The 18,611-nt window shown below is 42.1% G+C and carries 16 protein-coding genes; 9 read left to right on the top strand and 7 right to left on the bottom strand.

Annotation, left to right across the window (positions count from 1 at the left end):
* Positions 1-249: 249 nt before the first annotated feature.
* The gene (locus tag DBK98_RS20485; protein WP_032535611.1) at positions 250-2,787 is read right to left on the bottom strand and encodes a S9 family peptidase; all 2,538 of its coding nucleotides are present in this window, start codon (positions 2,785-2,787) and stop codon (positions 250-252) included.
* Between the two features lie 23 nt (positions 2,788-2,810).
* Positions 2,811-4,994 carry a GH92 family glycosyl hydrolase gene (locus tag DBK98_RS20480; protein WP_032535612.1) on the bottom strand — a complete coding sequence of 728 codons (2,184 nt, stop codon included), beginning with the start codon at positions 4,992-4,994 and terminating at the stop codon, positions 2,811-2,813.
* 404 nt (positions 4,995-5,398) lie between these two features.
* Here DBK98_RS20480 and DBK98_RS20475 point away from each other — a divergent pair, with 404 nt between their 5' ends.
* The 9 genes from DBK98_RS20475 to DBK98_RS20440 all read left to right on the top strand — a co-directional run bounded on the left by DBK98_RS20475 (position 5,399) and on the right by DBK98_RS20440 (position 12,779).
* Positions 5,399-6,985, top strand: a complete 1,587-nt coding sequence (locus tag DBK98_RS20475; protein WP_032530711.1) for a hypothetical protein — start codon at positions 5,399-5,401, stop codon at positions 6,983-6,985.
* A gap of 85 nt (positions 6,986-7,070) precedes the next feature.
* A complete protein-coding gene (locus DBK98_RS20470; RefSeq protein ID WP_005807832.1) occupies positions 7,071-8,222 on the top strand; it encodes a glycosyltransferase in 1,152 nt (383 codons plus the stop codon).
* 26 nt (positions 8,223-8,248) lie between these two features.
* Complete coding sequence (locus DBK98_RS20465) at positions 8,249-9,268, top strand: lysylphosphatidylglycerol synthase transmembrane domain-containing protein (protein ID WP_032535613.1); 1,020 nt, start codon at positions 8,249-8,251, stop codon at positions 9,266-9,268.
* Positions 9,269-9,350: 82 nt separating this feature from the next.
* Positions 9,351-9,512: a hypothetical protein gene (locus DBK98_RS20460; protein ID WP_005780825.1), complete on the top strand. Its 162-nt coding sequence runs from the start codon at positions 9,351-9,353 to the stop codon at positions 9,510-9,512.
* A gap of 626 nt (positions 9,513-10,138) precedes the next feature.
* Positions 10,139-10,369: a hypothetical protein gene (locus DBK98_RS23435; protein WP_032542965.1), complete on the top strand. Its 231-nt coding sequence runs from the start codon at positions 10,139-10,141 to the stop codon at positions 10,367-10,369.
* A 135-nt stretch (positions 10,370-10,504) separates the two neighbouring features.
* Positions 10,505-10,978 (top strand): sigma-70 family RNA polymerase sigma factor, encoded by a 474-nt coding sequence (locus tag DBK98_RS20455; protein ID WP_005780820.1) that lies wholly within the window; start codon positions 10,505-10,507, stop codon positions 10,976-10,978.
* Between the two features lie 9 nt (positions 10,979-10,987).
* A complete protein-coding gene (locus tag DBK98_RS20450; RefSeq protein ID WP_005780818.1) occupies positions 10,988-11,566 on the top strand; it encodes a hypothetical protein in 579 nt (192 codons plus the stop codon).
* Between the two features lie 129 nt (positions 11,567-11,695).
* Entirely contained in the window at positions 11,696-11,857 is a 162-nt protein-coding gene (locus DBK98_RS20445; protein ID WP_005780817.1) for a hypothetical protein, read from the top strand.
* Between the two features lie 40 nt (positions 11,858-11,897).
* Positions 11,898-12,779, top strand: coding sequence for a polyphosphate kinase 2 family protein (locus DBK98_RS20440; protein ID WP_005780815.1), 882 nt, complete (start codon positions 11,898-11,900; stop codon positions 12,777-12,779).
* 91 nt (positions 12,780-12,870) lie between these two features.
* Here DBK98_RS20440 and DBK98_RS20435 read toward each other — a convergent pair whose 3' ends face one another.
* Genes DBK98_RS20435 through DBK98_RS20415 form a run of 5 tightly spaced genes read right to left on the bottom strand, consistent with a single transcriptional unit; the run spans position 12,871 to position 18,607 of the window.
* Entirely contained in the window at positions 12,871-13,413 is a 543-nt protein-coding gene (locus tag DBK98_RS20435) for a DUF3575 domain-containing protein (protein WP_005807828.1), read from the bottom strand.
* 3 nt (positions 13,414-13,416) lie between these two features.
* Positions 13,417-15,453 carry a M48 family metallopeptidase gene (locus DBK98_RS20430; RefSeq protein ID WP_032535616.1) on the bottom strand — a complete coding sequence of 679 codons (2,037 nt, stop codon included), beginning with the start codon at positions 15,451-15,453 and terminating at the stop codon, positions 13,417-13,419.
* A gap of 24 nt (positions 15,454-15,477) precedes the next feature.
* The gene (locus tag DBK98_RS20425; RefSeq protein WP_032535617.1) at positions 15,478-16,410 is read right to left on the bottom strand and encodes a hypothetical protein; all 933 of its coding nucleotides are present in this window, start codon (positions 16,408-16,410) and stop codon (positions 15,478-15,480) included.
* Positions 16,377-17,459 carry a hypothetical protein gene (locus DBK98_RS20420; protein ID WP_005821335.1) on the bottom strand — a complete coding sequence of 361 codons (1,083 nt, stop codon included), beginning with the start codon at positions 17,457-17,459 and terminating at the stop codon, positions 16,377-16,379. The genes DBK98_RS20425 and DBK98_RS20420 overlap by 34 nt, the downstream gene beginning before the upstream one ends.
* 14 nt (positions 17,460-17,473) lie before the next feature.
* Positions 17,474-18,607 (bottom strand): DUF5031 domain-containing protein, encoded by a 1,134-nt coding sequence (locus DBK98_RS20415; RefSeq protein ID WP_032535618.1) that lies wholly within the window; start codon positions 18,605-18,607, stop codon positions 17,474-17,476.
* Positions 18,608-18,611 lie beyond the last annotated feature (4 nt).

Genomic DNA, 18,611 nt, shown 5'->3' with positions numbered 1-18,611 from the left:
TGCCCTTACCTTTTTAAAACCGGGGACTGTTGGCGTAAAAAAGGTAGGGAGATAAAAGGAACGGGACCTTGGTTTAAAACCAAAGGCCCCGTTCTTTTTTATAAGTCTTTTCAACGCCAATATTGATTGGATTGATGATTGCTGTTTTCATCGGATTCTACCGCCATAAAGATCACAGAGTTTTAACTGTTTTCAGATTAACTTCATAATAAATCAGTGCTCTCCCTGTCTTTTTCAGTGGAATATGTTTTATAAATGACGTTCCGGATACATATCTTCCCACCACTGAGGACTATCCTGCAACCAGCGGGCAAACCATGCCATAATACTGTTATGCCATTGCACGCGTTTCGGATAGTCGGCAATGAAGTGGTTTTCTCCATCTACAGTGATGAACTCTACTGTTTTACCCAATATTTTCAGGGCATTGAATAGCTGGATGCTTTCACCGATAGGTACATTGGTATCTACGGTGCCGTGCAGCAGTAAGAGTGGAGTGTTGATCTTATCGGCGTTGAAGAGCGAGCCTTGTTTGGTGAACAGTTCCGGATTGTTCCAGGGATAACTGTCTGCGGCGGCTATGGCATTATAACCGTATCCCCAATAGCCTTCACCCCAATAACTGGTCACATTGCTGATACCGGCATGTGAAACTGCGGCGGCGAAAATATCCGTCTGAGTCTGGAGATATTGCGTCATGAATCCACCGTAAGATGCACCGAGACAACCGATTTTCTTATCATTCACGAACGGGTGTTCTTTACAGAACTGTTTGGTACCTTCAATGATGTCGTCGGCAGTACGTTTTCCCCAGGCATTGACATGGCGTGCTGAAAACTCCTGTCCGAATCCGATTGTTCCGCTCGGCTGGATAACATATACCACGTAGTCACGTGAGGCAAACAGTTGTGCGCAGTACGGATTGCTGATGCCTCGTTCTGTCGGGGTCGTTCCTCCATAGTAATACACAATCAGCGGATACTTTTTATTAGGATCGAATGAAGGCGGCAAACACATCATACCTTTAATCTCAGTGCCATCTGAAGCAGTGAAATTCCATGGTTCCATTTTACCCAGTTCAATTTTTTCGAGGGTAGGCTTCATCGGGTCGGCTATCAGTCGAGAGGTTTTCTTTTTCAGGTCGTATACATAAGCAACTCCTGCATTGTAGCATCCTTGTCCGATATAAGCAGCCAACGACGGATTGTTTTCTGACAGGGCAAATGCACTGGTAACGTCAGTCTCCAGATTCAACTTCTCAAACTTACGGTCTTTGGGAGAGTAGCGATAGATGTTCCGGCAATCTTCGTCATTGGTGCTAAAATAGATGCACCCGTCACCTTTGTTCCATTGCAGGAAGTTGACAGACGGATTGAACTCTTTAGTGATCGGATCGATCTTGCGGGTAGCTAAATCCATGATGAATGCCTGAGAGTCGAAATCATTGGCGATCGGATGATTACCACAATTCTTGCCGATACCGTCAAAAGCTTCCGGGCTGGCGGTGAGCAGTAATTGTCTGCCGTCCGGTGAGTAGCTGGCTCCTCCGAGGAAACGGTCTTCAAAGAACAGAGTATCGACAGCCAATGTTTCAAGGTTCACTTGGAACAGTGAACTCAGAGAGAAAGGACGTTGCGTGATATTTTCCTTCGAACTGCTGTAAAGTAAATATTTGCCGTCCGGTGAGATATCCTGCATATACGTACTGTGATTGCCGTAGGTCAGTCGTTCGGAAGTTCCGTTGGCAATGTCATATCTGGCCAGAAAACTACGTCCGCGTGTATTTGGAATACGGTCGGCGGGGCTGACAATGCGTTTCAACGGCCCATCATCTTTCACGCCTTCTTCACGAGGATAGTATATCAGGAAGTCTTCGTTGGGCGACCAGTTGAAACCTTGCTCGGGAATGCCCTGCAGGAGAACTTCTTCCTTCAGCGTGATGGGATCGAGAGTGATGACGTCATTTCCTTCGGATGCCACTGCCGTATAATACAGTTTATTACTTTTCGGCATCCATCTCATGCCGTCCCTCAGATTGGTGAGGAGTACTTTTCCTGTTTTCAGTTCAGTCAGTTCACAGTAGGTGCGTGAACGTTTCAACGAATGATTGTCCCAATAGCGGGTCAACAGATATTTCCCGTCCGGTGATACGGAAACAGCAATGGCGCGGTTGCCGTATACGGTATTGTCGAGCGCGAAACGGTGTTTCTGATCGGGATCGGTGCTACATGCCACTTCTTTGAATTTATCATCTTTCACCAGTTCGCACTTCAGTGAAGGCGCAGTCTTATCGTCCGGGGTTGAAAGTAGTTTAATGGCAATTTCATAATCCATTTCCGGTTCCAGGCGTAGGGCAATTTCTTTGGTTGCTGCTTTGGAGATACTGTCTTCCGCAGCATCTTTCACCATTTTCGATTCGCCGTTGATGAAAAGCTCCCACCGGACCGGAGAGGTCACTTTCAGTTTGCCTTTCATGAAGCGTTCGGCCCGTAGCTGAGTCTTCAGCAGATAAAGCAGATTGTCTTTATCGGCTTTCGCAAAAGTGACCAAGCCTGCTGTATCGGCAGACAGCATTTGTGTCGGTGCATTGGCAAGGTCAAGCATTACCGGCGTTTGCAGCAGTGCTTTGGCGGTGTGTTTTTCTCCTTTGGGGTTGATACTGTCGTTCATGATCGGAGTGCGTACAGTAATGGCATTTCTTACCTGATACTGCGTCAGCCTCTCTTGTGCTTGTGTGGCAAGTCCTGTTGTCATCAACAGCGCCATCATCAGTAACTTTTTGTCCATTGTTTCTTTGAGTTTATAATTGGTTATTTCATTTTATATACCAGCGTACCACCCTTCACGATGTCTTCGTGGGAGATATAGTTTTTGGTATAAAGTTCACCATTCAGTGTGATGCTGTCGATGTACTTATGTTCTTTCGACAAATTTTCGGCAATGACTGTGAACGTTTTTCCATCCGGCAGGTGAAGTACTATTTTCGGCATCTGCGGAGCACCGAATATATAATGCCCGCTCACCGGATCGACCGGATAGAATCCCATAGCATTGAACATATACCAGGCTGACATCTGTCCGCAGTCGTCGTTTCCACAGAGACCATCGGGCTTGTTTTTGTATTGGGTATCAAAGATTTCACGTATCAACTCCTGAGTGCGTTCCGGCTTGCCGGCCAAAGCATACAGGAAGGTGACATGGTGGCTTGGTTCGTTGCCGTGGGCATATTGTCCGATCAGTCCGGTAACGTCTGCCAGTCCGCTTCCTTCCAGTTTGATAGTGAACAATGAATCCAGTTTGTTGAGGAAAGGCCCTTTACCACCGAATAATTCGATCAATCCCGGTACATCGTGCTGAACATGCCAGGTGTATTGCCAGGCATTTCCTTCAGTATAATCGCCTCCGCGGCTTTCGGCATGTGCCAGATCGCTGGGATTGAAAGGAGTTTTCCAGCGTCCGTCGGCATAGCGCGGGCGCATAAACTGTGTTTCCTTGTCGAACAGGTTCTTATAGAATTGTGAACGTTTACTGAAGTATTCCGCATCTTCCTTTTTACCCATTAACTCTGCCATTGTAGCTGCGGCGTAGTCATCGTAAACCGATTCAAGTGTACGTGAAACCGATTCGGCATCTACCTTGTCTGTCGGATAATAACCATATTTCATATAAGTTTCCCAGTCCGATTTCGGATGCGAAACAGTCAGTGTCTGTTTGATGGCATCGAATGCTTTCTCGGCATCAAAGCCACGGAAGCCCTTCTTATAAGCTTCGGCAATAACCGAAACAGAGTGGTTGCCGATCATAGTATTCGTTTCTTTGCCCCACAAGGTCCAGATAGGTAAGTAGCCTTGTGCCTGATTTTGTTCGATCATCGAATTGATGAAACCGTCTACTCGTTCGGGTACGGCCAATGTATAGAAGGGGTGGGCAGCGCGGTAGGTATCCCAGATCGAGAAGGTAGAGTAATAGACTCCTGATGCTGATTTTACTACCGAGTCTTTGGCGTTACGGTATCTTCCGTCTACATCGGCAATATTATTAGGCTGTATCAGTGCATGATAGAAGCTGGTATAAAAATTCTCCAATTCGTCCGGAGTACCTGTCACTTCGATACGGCTCAGGTAACTGTTCCAGATGTCCTTGGCTTTCTGTCTTGTACCGTCGAAATCCCAGTCTGCCAACTCTTGATCCATATTCTTACGGGCACCGTCTACACCGACTGTAGAAATGGCTACTTTCATCAGCAGTTGTTCGTCCGGCTTCATGTCGAAACTCATTAACAGACGTTTTCCTTTTTCAGTTTCTTCCATTGGCAGGGAGATGGAATCGGTCACCGGCTTGCTGAACTTCATTACAAAGTATAAATCCTGATTCACCCATACGCTGCTGCGCACGTGTCCTGTCAGTGTTTGAGCATCTTCCCAATTGATTTCGCAAGCTTTTACGTGCGATTTATATTGTTGGGGATTCCATACCAATCCGTGTTGAAGGTCGAGTAACAGTGAGGCTGAATCGGCATTCTGATAAGTGTAACGATGCAGTGCTACATGATCTGTTGCGGTCAGTTCTGCTTTTACTTTATATTTATCGAGTTCTACAGTGTAGTATCCCGGTGTTGCGCTTTCTGTCTTTTTAGAGAAACCGCTTTTGTAGTCATCCCGTACTCTTTGTCCGGTGACAGGCATTACAAGGAGGTCGCCCAGATCCATACATCCTGTGCCATTGAGGTGAGTTTGAGAGAAGCCCCAGATCAGTGAATCCTGATAATTGTATCCTGAGCAATACTGCCATCCGATGGCATTGGTTTCCGGGCTTGCCTGTATCAGTCCGAAGGGCAGGCAGGCACCCGGGAAGGTGTGACCGTTGTCGGCTGCTCCGATAAAGGTATTTACGTACTGAGTGTAGTCTTGGGGTGCTGTCGGAGTTTCGGGAGTGCAGGATGTGCAAAGACCGAGTCCTAACCATGCAAGCATAAAGGTTGATTTGAACTTCATAGAATGACCTTGATTAATTGTTTTGGTGACAAAGATAAGGAATAAAACCGAAAGATAGTAAAGAATAGAGAAAGAAGGCTGTAAACAAGAGGCTTAGATTTAATTTATTCGTTTCAAGAAGCTACCTGTCGTTATCCTAAATAAGTGAGATGCCGATGGATCGGAAATTAAGTTCTGAATAATGAAAGAGTATCTGTGAGGTATTCAAAAGAGAGCCTGTGAATGAAGTTACTGATATATTCGGGTGAATGATTGTCTATTAATCTATATATTTGTGGAACCGTATGTCGTGATAGTATTGAATACGGTCCGACGATTATGGCGAACTTGGGAATAAGGGAATAGGTATTCTCTATGTCATGGGCTATGATTGAGTAGAATACATTCAAAGAAAAAGAAGAAAAATGAAGAGAATGAATGCGTATCTGTTGACAATGATTTGGATTTTGGGAGCGGTATTGGTTCTGATGCTCTTATGTTATGTGATTTCCGGTTTTGATTTAGGGGCACTTGTCCTGGTATCAATATTATGGTGCATTCCGACGTTGCCGTTTCTCCTGTTTATAGCCTGTAGTTTTATATTTGGACTGAAAGGTTTGGACCATTTATATTGGGCGATAGGGTCGTTGTGTGTGTATGGGCTGTTGACCTATATGTTGCTGACTTCGTGCCAGATGGCTGCCGATCCTAAAATTGTTCACGGAACTTTGAAAGTAGTTCTATTTTTTGCCATTGCTTTCGGGTGTGGCTGTTTGTGGCGCCCGACTGTATGCAATTTCTCTGTTGTACTGGGCATTGCAAAGATTCCTGCAACTTTGTGTGCTGTGTTGCTATTGGGTTATGTTATGCTTGCAAATATGCGAGAAATGGGTGGAGTCAATGATTTATACTGGGCAGGACCCCAATATAATGCGGATAAAACACTGTTTTATGATTATAAGATGCGCCTTTCTCCTTTCCCTGCCCGGGTTGTCGGTGTGCGCTATTTCAACAAATATGGGCATTACGTTGGAGGAAGTGCCGAGCAACCGTGCAATAATGTCCTTATGGATATGCGATTGGGGGACATCCCTGACGGGAGTGCCGATATTCTGCTTCACAAACGGTATAAACCCACTGTGGTAGGTTTACTGGCTGACTGCAAAAATGCCTTTTGTTACGATCGGGATCATACCACCATTTATTTATTTTACAAGAGTGATTCTTTGCGTCGTGTGGAAGTAGACCATCACGAAAACGGTATTATTTCGAAGATTCGCAAGTATCAAGCAGGAACTGTCGATGAATATGATACGGTAGAAATGTTCGACGAACTGGGTGTGCCACAAAAGATGTTTTATAATAACAATTCGTGGTTTCGTCTCTGGCGTATAAACGATTTTCAGGTAGAGCCCGAGGTTCCTTGTTTCAAGTATGGATATGCCAGTCCGGATCATCCGGCAATAGATGAACGGCTTCGTAAAGTATTGGACTTCAGTAGACAAAAGGAGCAAACACGCGATTCACTTCGGATGCTGGGAGAGTCCGGGGATAATCTAAACATCGCTCTTCTGTTAGAAGGATTTATAATTGACAACCATACTACGATCTCGGTTGCGGTTGATGCTGATTCATATTACGGGGAGAACCATAATAGTGATTTTGAGAATTTGAAAACCGTTCGGCAGATGGAGACCATCTGTGATGCATTGTCTTTATGCCGTCTGGAATCGGGAATAACCGAACGCATTGTGCACTATTACGATGAATCTATTAAGTGTCCCCGAATCAGGATCAAAGAGAATAGTAAGCGTAACAAGTATATCATTTTCTATCTATTAGAGAATCGGGTTGTCAGTTCTGATTTTAAGCTTTCTTTTGTTTTTGACCCTTCGGCTCATATGGACAAGGTTAAACGGAGAGATGCGGTTGATTATTGGGAAAAGATGCATCAATTAGTGGATAAGTCTGCTGATGATAATGGGGATATGCCGACGATCGAAAGTGAATGATTTAGAAGAAAAACATTCTCGTCACAAGTCCGTCAAACAATTGTAATACGTAAGCTGTTTCTTTGCAAACAGATAATGGAATGCAATGATAGGTCTTTTTAACGATTGTTTCCCTCCGATCATGGATGGGGTATCACTTACTACACAGAACTATGCCTACTGGCTGCATAAGAAGACGGGGAATGTTTGTGTAGTGACTCCTAAGTCGCCTGATGCGAGAGATGCGGAAGAATACCCGGTTTACCGGTATTCATCCATTCCCATTCCTATGAGAAAGCCTTACAGATTAGGTTTTCCGCGCATCGACTGGCCTTTTCACGAGCGTATCAGCCGGCTTTCATTTGAACTGGTACATGCGCATTGTCCTTTTTCTTCGGGAGCACTGGCCATGCAGATTGCCAGAGAACAACATGTTCCGGTTGTAGCTACGTTTCACTCCAAGTACCGGGCGGATTTTGAGAGGGCCATTCCTTCCCGTCTGTTGGTAGACTATCTGATACGAAAGGTGATTCGTTTTTACGAAGCTGCCGACGAAGTGTGGATTCCGCAGGCTGCCGTAGAAGAAACTTTGCGGGAGTATGGGTATAAAGGTAGGGTGGAAGTGGTGGATAACGGAAATGATTTTGCGGGTGTCCCTTCATTGGAGTCCATGCGGCGGGAGGCACGTCGCGAACTGGGACTCTGCTCCGGGGAGTTTATGTTTCTTTTTGTCGGTCAGCATATTTGGGAAAAGAATTTGGGCTTTTTGCTCGATGCACTTGCACTATTACCGGATGTTCCTTTCCGGATGTACTTTGTAGGTTCAGGTTATGCAAATGATGAATTGAAACAAAAAGTGGCGGGGTTGGGATTATCTTCCAAAGTGACTTTTGTCGGTAGTATTGTAGAGCGTGAAGTCTTGAAACGCTATTATGTGGCTACCGATCTTTTTCTTTTTCCTTCTTTATATGATAATGCCCCGTTGGTAGTGCGTGAAGCTGCCGCTCTGGGCACTCCTTCGATACTTATCAAAGATTCGACTGCTTCGGAAATTATTTCCGATTCGGTAAATGGTTTTCTGAGTTTTAATAGTACGGATGCCTATGCCGGTCGGATACGTGAAATATTGCAGGCCCCTGCCGTGATCAGACAAGTGGGAGAGGAGGCGTCGCGAACCATTGCCCGTTCGTGGGAAGATGTCACCGAGGAGGTGTACGACCGTTATAGCCGGTTGATAAAACGGAAAGAAAACCGGTAACTTGTAATATCCCAATTCTTTTAATCATGTCAGATTCTATTAAAACCTTTAAAGCCGGCTATATCCTGCTTCCCGTCCTGATAGGGCTGTCAGTGGTAGGGTGGCTGTTCTACCGGGAGTTCAATCCGGAACTTTTCAGTGATATTCATTTCTCCTGGCGTCTGGTAGGCGGATTGCTACTTGCCATACTTTTTATGTTTGGGCGAGACGGTGGGTTGATGTGGCGTTTCCGCTTTATTACTGACAGGGAATTGACTTGGCGTCAGGCATTTCGGGTAAATATGCTTTGTGAATTCACATCGGCAGTGACTCCCTCTGCAGTGGGAGGGAGTAGTCTGATTGTGTTATTTTTGAATAAAGAAGGCATTAATGCCGGACGCAGTACAGCTTTGACTATCTCCTGCCTGTTTTTGGATGAATTGTTTCTTGTATTGGGCTGCCCGCTGGTTTTACTCTTATTTTCGTTTGATGATTTGTTTGGTAATGTGGCTATATTATCGTCAGGAATTGAGATTCTGTTTTTCCTGATTTATGGGGTCGTTACGATCTGGACTTTCCTGTTGTATCTTGCTTTGTTCCGGCGTCCGGAATGGGTAAAACGTTTGTTACTCACTATTTTCCGCTTGCCACTGCTCCGACGTTGGCACAAGGCCATCGAGACACTTACGGACAATCTGGTATTAAGTTCCAGAGAGATGAGTCAGAAGTCTTTTACCTTTTGGTTGAAAGCTTTTGGGATTACTTGCTTGGCTTGGATTTCACGTTATCTGGTAGTCAATGCTTTGCTGATAGCCTTTACCACTTCGGGCAGCCAACTGTTGGCCTTTGTACGTCAGCTGATTCTATGGGTAGTTATGACTATCAGCCCTACTCCCGGCGGCAGCGGAGTGAGCGAATATATGTTTCGTGAATATTATACCGATTTTTTTGATGTGGCAGGCATGGCTTTGGTTGTTGCTTTCGTTTGGCGGATTATTACCTATTACATGTATTTGCTGATAGGTGCTATAATTATTCCCGGTTGGGTGAAGAAGTTGAGAGATTAAACAATGTTGTCACAAGCCTGTAAAAAGAACGTAAATTCTTGCCGCTATCTTTGTCCTGTCAAAATTAAAAGAGAAAAGCCTTATGAGTAGAGAAGAATTACAGCAGAAAAGTCGTTTCGCCATGATAGGAACATTGATGACCATTGTCAGTCTGGTGTTTTTGTTTTATGTAGGCAGTTCGCTGCTCAATACAACCAAGAAATATAAAGAACAAGCCATTGAGATAGCGTGTATGGACAGATAGTTAGTTACTTAGTATCCGGTGACTACTTGATCAGTTCTTAGGCTGATGAGATTTTTTGGACCTCCTTTTCTACATGCGGATTATTAATAAAACAACTCGATTTTGTGCTGCTTATAATGCATTGTAAATAAGAATATTACTGTTCTTTTCGATGTCTTTATCTCAGCCCGGGTACGAGGTTCCATGGGTTTGTGTACCCAGGACAGGATAATACTCAAACCATTTTTGCTTAATATACTAAGGAGAATAAAATGCTTTATATGATACAAAGAGATAAGTAATTAATGTCATTTTCTTGTTTATTAGGACTTTATAACGAATAAATCCTCTTAAATGAAGGGTGGAAGATGGAAGATCGAAGATCGAAATGCATTTTCTGAGTTCTTCTTCAAATTTGGTGGTAAGTTTTCTTTTACTCATGGAATTTAATTCCGTTTTCGGAAGTGTAAGCCCTCGTTTATAGTTGACAAAAAAGCAAGTATCCCGGCTTTCCCCCGAAGAGTCCATCCATGAGGTGAAGAAGCAAATTTTAAAATAAACCATCTGAAAATCAATATCTTTAAAAAGTAAGATTTCTATCCTCAAAAGCTTTGTTTTAACACAGAGTTAAAGCTTGTTCTTTGGATGTGAATAACAAGTTCTTTAAATGCAAAAGACTCGTTATTTGCGCACAAGAATCTGACAAACTGCAAAAGGCGTTAACAATGTTAATTGAAGAAAGGTATAAGGATGAAGATACCGGTCCGGACGGCGCAAATTCACTTCCGAAACTTGCGTTATCTTATTCAGCCGGTGTCTGTTTTTTCTTATTAAAGCAAGCAAAAAGGACAATTATCAACTTGAAAATAAAGAAATAAAGAATTTACCACCAAATTTGAAGAAGAACCATTTTCTGTATGAGAGGAAGCAAGTAATGTATCTTAATTTATTTCTCTTTTCTCTGAAACTATTTTCTTCTTTTACCGACTAATGGATTAAAAGAGACAAGAAACATGGAAATAGAAAAGGATTTTATAAACCTGTTGACTTTACACAAAGCTCTTATATATAAAGTTTGTTTTATGTATACTTCCAACCAGGAAGATTTGAACGACCTCTATCAGGAAGTAGTAGTAAACTTATGGTGCTCTTATCCGGGATTCAGGAATGAAAGCAAGTTGTCTACGTGGATATATCGTGTAGCTTTGAATACTTGTATTTCGGATTTACGAAAAAAGAAAGCATTGGATTATGTGCCGTTGAGTATGGAACTCGGAGTGTATGATGATTGTTTGCGCTATGAGTCGTTGAAGGAAATGTATCGGTTAATACGTCAACTGGATAAATATGAACGAATGTTTGTCTTATTGTGGCTGGATGAAAATAGTTATGAAGAAATAGCAGCCATCACCGGAAGTAACCGGAATACTGTGGCTGTAAGGTTACACCGGATCAAAGAGAAATTAAAGAAGATGTCGAACCAATAAAAAACAAATATGGAACTGGATGAATTAAAACAAAAATGGATGGAACTCTCCGAACAGGTGGAGAAAAATGAATTGCTCAACCGCCAGATAATTATAGATATGATACAGTCAAAGAAAGAAACCTATTTGCAGCAACAATTGCGTGTGGAAAAGATCGGTTTCGGTGTCTTAGGTATCTTTCTGGGTGTGGTATGTTATACCTTTTGGAGAAATGTAGCTCCCGACTGGATTTCATGGTATTTGCTGGGAATGGTGATATGGCTTTTGGTTATGCAAAGTCTCATGTTTCGGATTGTATATACCTTAAAGACTGTAACAGAACATGTAGAGCAACAATACAGGAGGTTACAATCTTACAAGGTGTTGATGAATCTGACATATATTTTTGCGTATGTGGCAATCACTCCCGTCATAATTGCCTTTTTCTGTATATGGCATAACCCTCTTTTTAGAACAACATTGTGTGTGATGATACTGGCTGGCTTTTTGGGAGACTATTTTATTTATCATAAGACCAGTGACCGGTTAAAAGGGTTTAGGGAAGCTGTCCGTTCGTTGCAGAATTTAAAGTCAGGAGGTAAAGAATAGAATTTAAGCCTCCTTTGGTTTAATTAGCTAATCGGATGAAACTTTTTTGCCCGATTCTTTGTATCTTTATTACCGGATTATAACAGGTGTCACTGTAAAAGGTTGCACTCTAAAAAGAAAGGATCAGAAATGGATACAAACGAGTTAAAACAAAGACAGCATTTCATTCTAATCAGGACGTTGCTGGTTGTCACTGCTCTTGCCCTGTTGGTCTATATCGCTTTCTCAATGGCCTATTCATCCAGAAGATTTCAGGAAAGTACTTCAATTATCGAATTGGTTAGTGATTAGCTAAATAACGTCCGAAGAAGATAATAAACAGATTGGCGAAATGAAAAAAGAAATCTTGAAAAGGCTGTTGGCTACTCCCGGAGCGGAACATACCGTTTCGGAATTTGATACTCACTTTACAGGCGATTTGACCAAACAGGAAGCTGGGGCATTACTGGCTGAAGATATTGAGAAACTTTCTGCTTTGCAGGGGAAACTGTATGCACAGGACCGATATTCGGTCCTCGTCATTTTTCAGGCAATGGATGCTGCCGGAAAGGACGGAACAATTAAACATGTAATGTCCGGTATCAATCCGCAGGGTTGTCAGGTATACTCTTTCAAACAACCATCAGCCGAAGAACTCGACCATGATTATCTTTGGCGTATCAACAGATGCCTGCCGGAAAGAGGGCGTATCGGTATATTCAATCGTTCGCAGTATGAGGATGTGTTGATTGCCAAGGTACATCCTGAGATTATTTTGTCTAATAAGTTGCCGGGTGTCACCAGTTTGGAAGATGTCACTCCGAAATTCTGGAAAAAGCGCTATCGTCAGATAAATGATTATGAACGCTATCTGACGGAGAATGGTACGATTGTTATCAAATTCTTCCTGAATGTTTCGAAAGATGAACAGAAGAGACGCTTTTTGGCACGGCTGGAAGATGAGGCAAAGAACTGGAAATTTTCTACTTCCGATTTGAAAGAGCGTAGCTATTGGGATGATTATATGAAGGCTTATTCGGATATGCTGACTCATACTTCGACGGAAGATGCACCGTGGTATGTGATTCCGGCTGATAATAAATGGTTCATGCGTTATGCTGTGGGGCGGATTCTTTGTGAACGCATGGGTGAACTTGATTTGCATTATCCGGAAATGCCTGTTGAGGCACGGCATAAGATTGATGATTTCAAAAAAGCTTTGCTGGATGAATGAATAAAAAGCGGATTATCCGTCACAGACAATCCGCTTACTTTTTAACATTAGATTTTTAGAGAACTATGAAATTATTTATGGAAAGTACTTGCTATTTGAGTATATAAATAAGACTGAATCCGAGCTTGGTTAATCCGAAGTAGTTGGAATGGTCTTGTCCAAGGAATAATCCACATTTGGGACGTTCATATTTATCATAATTTATAGATGCATATCCTATTCCGGCGGACACTTCAATGTTCCATCGTTTTTTCCAGATCCATTGGTAGCCATAAGATATCCCGATCCTGTATAAATCTCCCTGATAGCGATATTTACTGAATCCTCCATTGTACTGGCCATAATGGGCATGAAGTCCCATAAAGTGTTTATAGAAAGGGATGCAAAACCAATATTTGATTTCCGGTTGAACTAAGAAACCACCCATTTTACGATTGTCGGATAAAAAAGTCCACCCTTTATACATGATATCTGTTCCTGCAGTTAGCCGAGGTGAGATTTTGAATTCAGCTCCCAGGTTTACAGTGGTGGTTGCCCAGGAGAGGGCATTGGTTCTCAATGCTATTTCTTGTGAAAGTATGGAGGGCAGCGGAATAAGCAATAGCAAAAGTAGGAAGAAGGCTTTCTTTTTCATACATTATTTCTTATCTATATCTAATAAATCCAGTAAATCTAATACGTCTCCATCTTTTAAAGCAATTTCTTTTAAAGACGGTTTTTGGGCGATGGCGTTCCTCAGGTGAGTAACAGCTTCGCCTATGTTGTCCAACCTGTTTGCAGCGATTGCTCTGACATATTCGGTCTCGGGAGAAGTATCTTCTATGTTTTTCAGGATTTCCCAGGCTTTTTGGTTTTGCTTCATGCTCAGCAGTAGGATGACCTGATTGATTCCCCCTTGTTTCTCGAAAGTGGGATAAGCTTCCTGATACTTTCCATCCATGGCGGCAGCAAGTGCTTTCACCATTTCGGTCTCTTTATTATCAGGCAGAAGTCCTGCAAAATGGTTTGCTTTTTTGAAATCCCGCTTTTGTAGATAGGATACAGTTTGGTTGACCAGTATGGCCGAAGGGGCATCCTGCGTGATAAAGGGTTTCAGTAGAGTTGTATCGGCACGGTTTTGTTTTATTAAGAGTGATGCCAGATTGTTGGCTGCAATCATTAGGTCGGGATGTACCGAGAGGGCTTCTCTGTATAAAGCTTCTCTTTTTTCGTCAGTGATTTCTTTTTGATTCATGATGTAACTCCAGAACTCACTTGCCGTTAATTTTTTGGGGTCTTTCCGATAGAGAGCATTGATTTCATCTCTGTTGAGTGTACGCAGTTCAGAATACTCGTAGAAATATTCGACTCTTCGCAAGCGGGGTAGGTAGCGGTCGCGAATAAGCGGATAAATTTTCATTCGTCTGGCCCCCCAGGATATTTCATTATGGTTTCCCCGGGCGCGTCTGATCAGATCTTTGAGTTGGGTAACTTCTTTGATGCTGTCTTTTTCCATTAGTTCGCAAATCGTATTCCATGATTCTACTATGGCATCATTTTCAACTTTGGCCTTCCTGATTGTTTCTTCGGAAATATTTTCGAATACTTTCTCTGCTGCGTTTTTCATTCTTTTTTTAGCCAGTTTAAGATTGTATTCATACGTTCCTTCGGGAGAAGTGTATCCTGTGATCTGAAAAGTTGTCAGTGTTTTAGTACGATCTTTATCGATATCATCCAGTGCTTTTCTCATTTTCCTGAGTTCTTCAGCGTTTCTTCCTTCATTTTCGTAAATATTCGCATCTTCAGGACGGAACCGGAGATGCATTTCTCCTTTCTCATTGAAGTTGAGAGGGGTTTGTTTGGGTATATAGCTGTTGTCCAAATCCATTGCACTCAGATTATAGTTGAAAAAACGCATCGGATAAATAATGCCGTTTGTGATACGGACTGTGTCCCGATATTCGTCTTTACAAAAAGTACTTATCTTGATATGCACTTCTGTTGTGTATAAGTCATTGATGTTATCTACTGTGCATGAATCGGCATAAGTCAATGTCTGATTACAGATCGAGTCAGGGTTTATGACTTGTGCGAAACGGGAATAATATTCTTTTTCTGACGGATCACCACAGATATTTCCACGGCGAAGCAGGATGTCGTAGTTTTTACCGTCGTATACAATGGGGGAAAAGTCTTTTCGGGTTCCCTGGCTACTGTTTACCAGAATTGGCTGAATGATAACCCGGGAGTCGTTTTGAAATCGTTTGGAAGGAATCTTATATCGGGTTTTAAGATAGAGCACATCTTTGATTAATTCCAGATCGGACGGAGCGAAAACAAATTTCATACTGCTCTTTAATGTGGATGTAACCATGATTTCGGGCAACAGGCTTTGTGATTCTTTGAGAATGATCTCCAGCCATTTTTCTTTACCGGAGTGAATAGTGACTGTTTCATAACCGACGGAGGAAAAAGTGATGATGGAATTTTGTGGGATCTCCAGTGTGAATTTTCCTTCTTTCCCCGTAGAGGCTTTCCATTTCTGACCATCTACCTGAATACTTACTCCTGAAATAGGAGCGGCTTCCTTGTCTTTCACGATACCACTAATGGTATGCGATGTTTGGGCTGATAGACGAACAAGCATGAAAGTTTGTAATAAGATAATAATCAGAGTTCGTATTCTCTTTTTCATGATTTACTGCGTTAATGTCTAAAGTTAGGGTATGATTGTTTCATCGTCATTATTTGTACCATCCCAGTCAGGATTGATGGTCACGGAGAAGCCGGAGTTCCCCAGAATGGTATAGTTAAAATCTGTGCTGATACGGGTCAGTTGGTTACGTAGAATGCGTACATTGTTTAGTGTGTTCTGGTAAACCGGAGAATCGGACTTACCATCGGCATATAATTTAAGGATAATGCTGGCATTCTCTGTTCCGGTTGTTGGGAAGGTACCTATATTGAAAGAAACGATACCTTCTGCGTTAGTGGCTTCTGTGACTGTGGTATGGTATTCGGCTATTGTTTCACCTTTATATAAAGTATCAATCTGACAGGTTGCCGCTACTTTATGCATTTCTACTGCGATTCCGGTAATGTTTTTGGGTAACTGTTTCAATTGGAATTGAGTTACGGCTTGAGTACGTCGAAGAATTACGAAGTCTTGATAACCGCATTCACAATCAACGGTAAAATCATAACAGGATGTAAAATAATCTTTTGTTTGTTCGGCTCCCGGATAGTTTAAATTGAGTGCCTCGGGGGTAGTCGTGTCAGAAAGTTCCTCTTCTGAAGCATTGGCAACAAGTCCCAGGCAATACTCTCCGAATGCCAGTTTGGGAAAGCTCAGTGGATGCGTATCAGTGTCCAGGTCAGTTGCATTGTCTATAATTCCGGACTGGACCAGTGTGTTATCTTTATAGAGATAATAACGGATGCTACTGATTCTGGCAGACAGATTATCTTCCAATTGCCCTTTATCGGTAGCCGGCTGCTGGAATTTTTCAGCTGCAATTGTCAAGGTAACGTCACCCATCCAGCAGTTTTTCAAATCTTCTTTCCAGCAACTGCTAAAAAGTAGAATGAAAGAAAGAAGGTATAAAAGACGGTTTGTTTTCATTTTGAGAAATTGAGTTCTATGTGTCCCCATGGAATATTATTAGGATCCCAATTATCGGGTGTACCTATTATGAGAGATTGACAGTTTAAAGCAGATCCTACTTTATTTAGGATAAGAGTCGTCACTTGATTGCGCATCGCTTGGGTTTCGACTTCAATAGTAGGCGGTGTTTGATCGTTGTCCTGGAAGATGGTTACAGTAATGTTTTTACCTTCGGGTGGGGTTAATATGTTTTTTAATTTATCCTCCTCTCTCACTCCAAAGTAAGTGAAAAACATGGTCTGATCACCGACTTGATACTGAAATGCTTGTCTTATAATTGTTTTTAATTTACCGAAAGATAACTCAGTATCTTTTGTGACAGTTTGACCAAGTAGATTTATTCCAGTAATGCTTTGTTCTTTTATGGAATAATTAATCTCTGTTTCTTTATCGAAGATTCCCCAGAAGTCGTCTCCTGTTGTAGATAGGCGTATTAATGAAGAATATCGCTTTAGAGTTAATTGTTCTGTTAATGGGTGGTGATGACCGGAGTCTTCAAGTTTTTCAGTTTTTTTAATCGTAACAATGTCTGATGTTGCAAAAAATATTTCATAACTGCAATAGTCTGTATCAAGGCTTGTTAGCCATGGAATATCGCTTTCTGTAAAGCTTTGATTAGGTTGTAATGTATTGTTTTTCGGACCATTAATGAGAAGTATAAATTTATAATTTCCCGGGCGTAGTGTCTTTTGGAGAGTATAGTTAAATGAATCGGAAGATTTTATGTATCCTTGGGGAATAACCTTATCTTCTATCTCTTCTATCACCCATGTGGAGTTATCTACTTCTTTTATAATGATCAATCGGCTATCGTTGATTGCTGTCACATTGTAGTCTGCTATGCTGTTGGTTCGTGTCCTCATCGGTACAATTTCGTTGTCTGTTGAGAACTCTTTACTGTTTATAGTGGCAGTTAATCGGACTGTAACCAGTTCATCCTTACTATCAGGGAATTCCACCTCATTACTACAGGAGGTATATAAGAATAATAGACTTATCCATCCTGATAGAGTATATAATAATCTATGTCTCATCATATTCTCATTATTTTTTAGTCCCATTTCCAGTCTATTCCGTAATTACCCGAAACAGAAAGATCTATGATACGATTGTTTCGAAGGCGTATATTGGTTACAGTATAATGGTCTTTCACGATAGTCAATGGTTTGTCGGTAAGAGATAGAGTGAGTTTTTTGGTATTGTAACTTCCGGGGGGAAATGGAGTTGTGTCATAATACGAAAATTTGAGGACAGCTTTGACTCCTTCTTCTATCTCTGCCACTCCTGTTTCCGGATTATCTAAAGTTATCTTGGAGAAGAGGTATGGACCACAGATGCGCGTTGCTCCATTTACGGCTTTATTATCAATATCCAACGGAGCATCGTTAAGTAACTCTATGATTCCTTTATTGCTTTCGAAAACAGGGAAGTATGTATCCTCTTTGAGAGTGACTGTTTTAGAGAAACAAATATCAATTCGTTCCGGCTTTTTCGTTTCGTTGGTTAAAGACACTTTGGGTGTCACTCCGCTTACCTCCATATCTATTTGAAATACTCTGTCTAAAGTTGAGGAGCATTCTGCGTCAATATCGATGGGATTACCCTTTTCATCGCACTTCATTACATCAAAAACCAGTTCACCCACTGCCCGTTTTAATTTGAACTCGATAGAAGTTTTTCCTTGTGTTATGTCTTCCGGGGTAAGAGCCTGGATGGCATAATAGTTATCTTTGGAAAGAGGAATATAGCTGTTATCGTTTTCTCTAACCATACTGATCTCTGAGTCTGTGAAAGTCATACCTTCTCCACTTAAGACTACAGACTCCGGTTTCTGTTTCGGAGTGGCATGGAGTAGTAACAGATAAAATCGATCAGTATATTCGGTCGGGATGGATAATGTGTAGTTTTGGATTTCTTCCAGATCGAGCCCTTTCTCTTCGGTCCGTTCCCAAAAGATATAATCGGAACCATCATTGGATGAAGGGGTAGAAGTTTCGGAACGGAAAATGAAAAGATGGTAAACCAATTGGGGTAATACTGTATTATCACCGGGGACTACCTCTCCGGCAGGAGGCACCAGACTAAGGCTGAAGGCTGAAGTTTCAGGGGCTCCTTCGGGTTGTTCACACGAAAAGACCCCCAACAATAGAATTCCTAAAATCAGAAAAAGTGTATGTGGTTTCATTGCC

The organism is Bacteroides sp. PHL 2737 (assembly GCF_004115325.2).
In the GTDB taxonomy this organism is placed as follows: domain Bacteria; phylum Bacteroidota; class Bacteroidia; order Bacteroidales; family Bacteroidaceae; genus Bacteroides; species Bacteroides hominis.
This window is presented reverse-complemented; position numbering and strand designations above follow the sequence as displayed.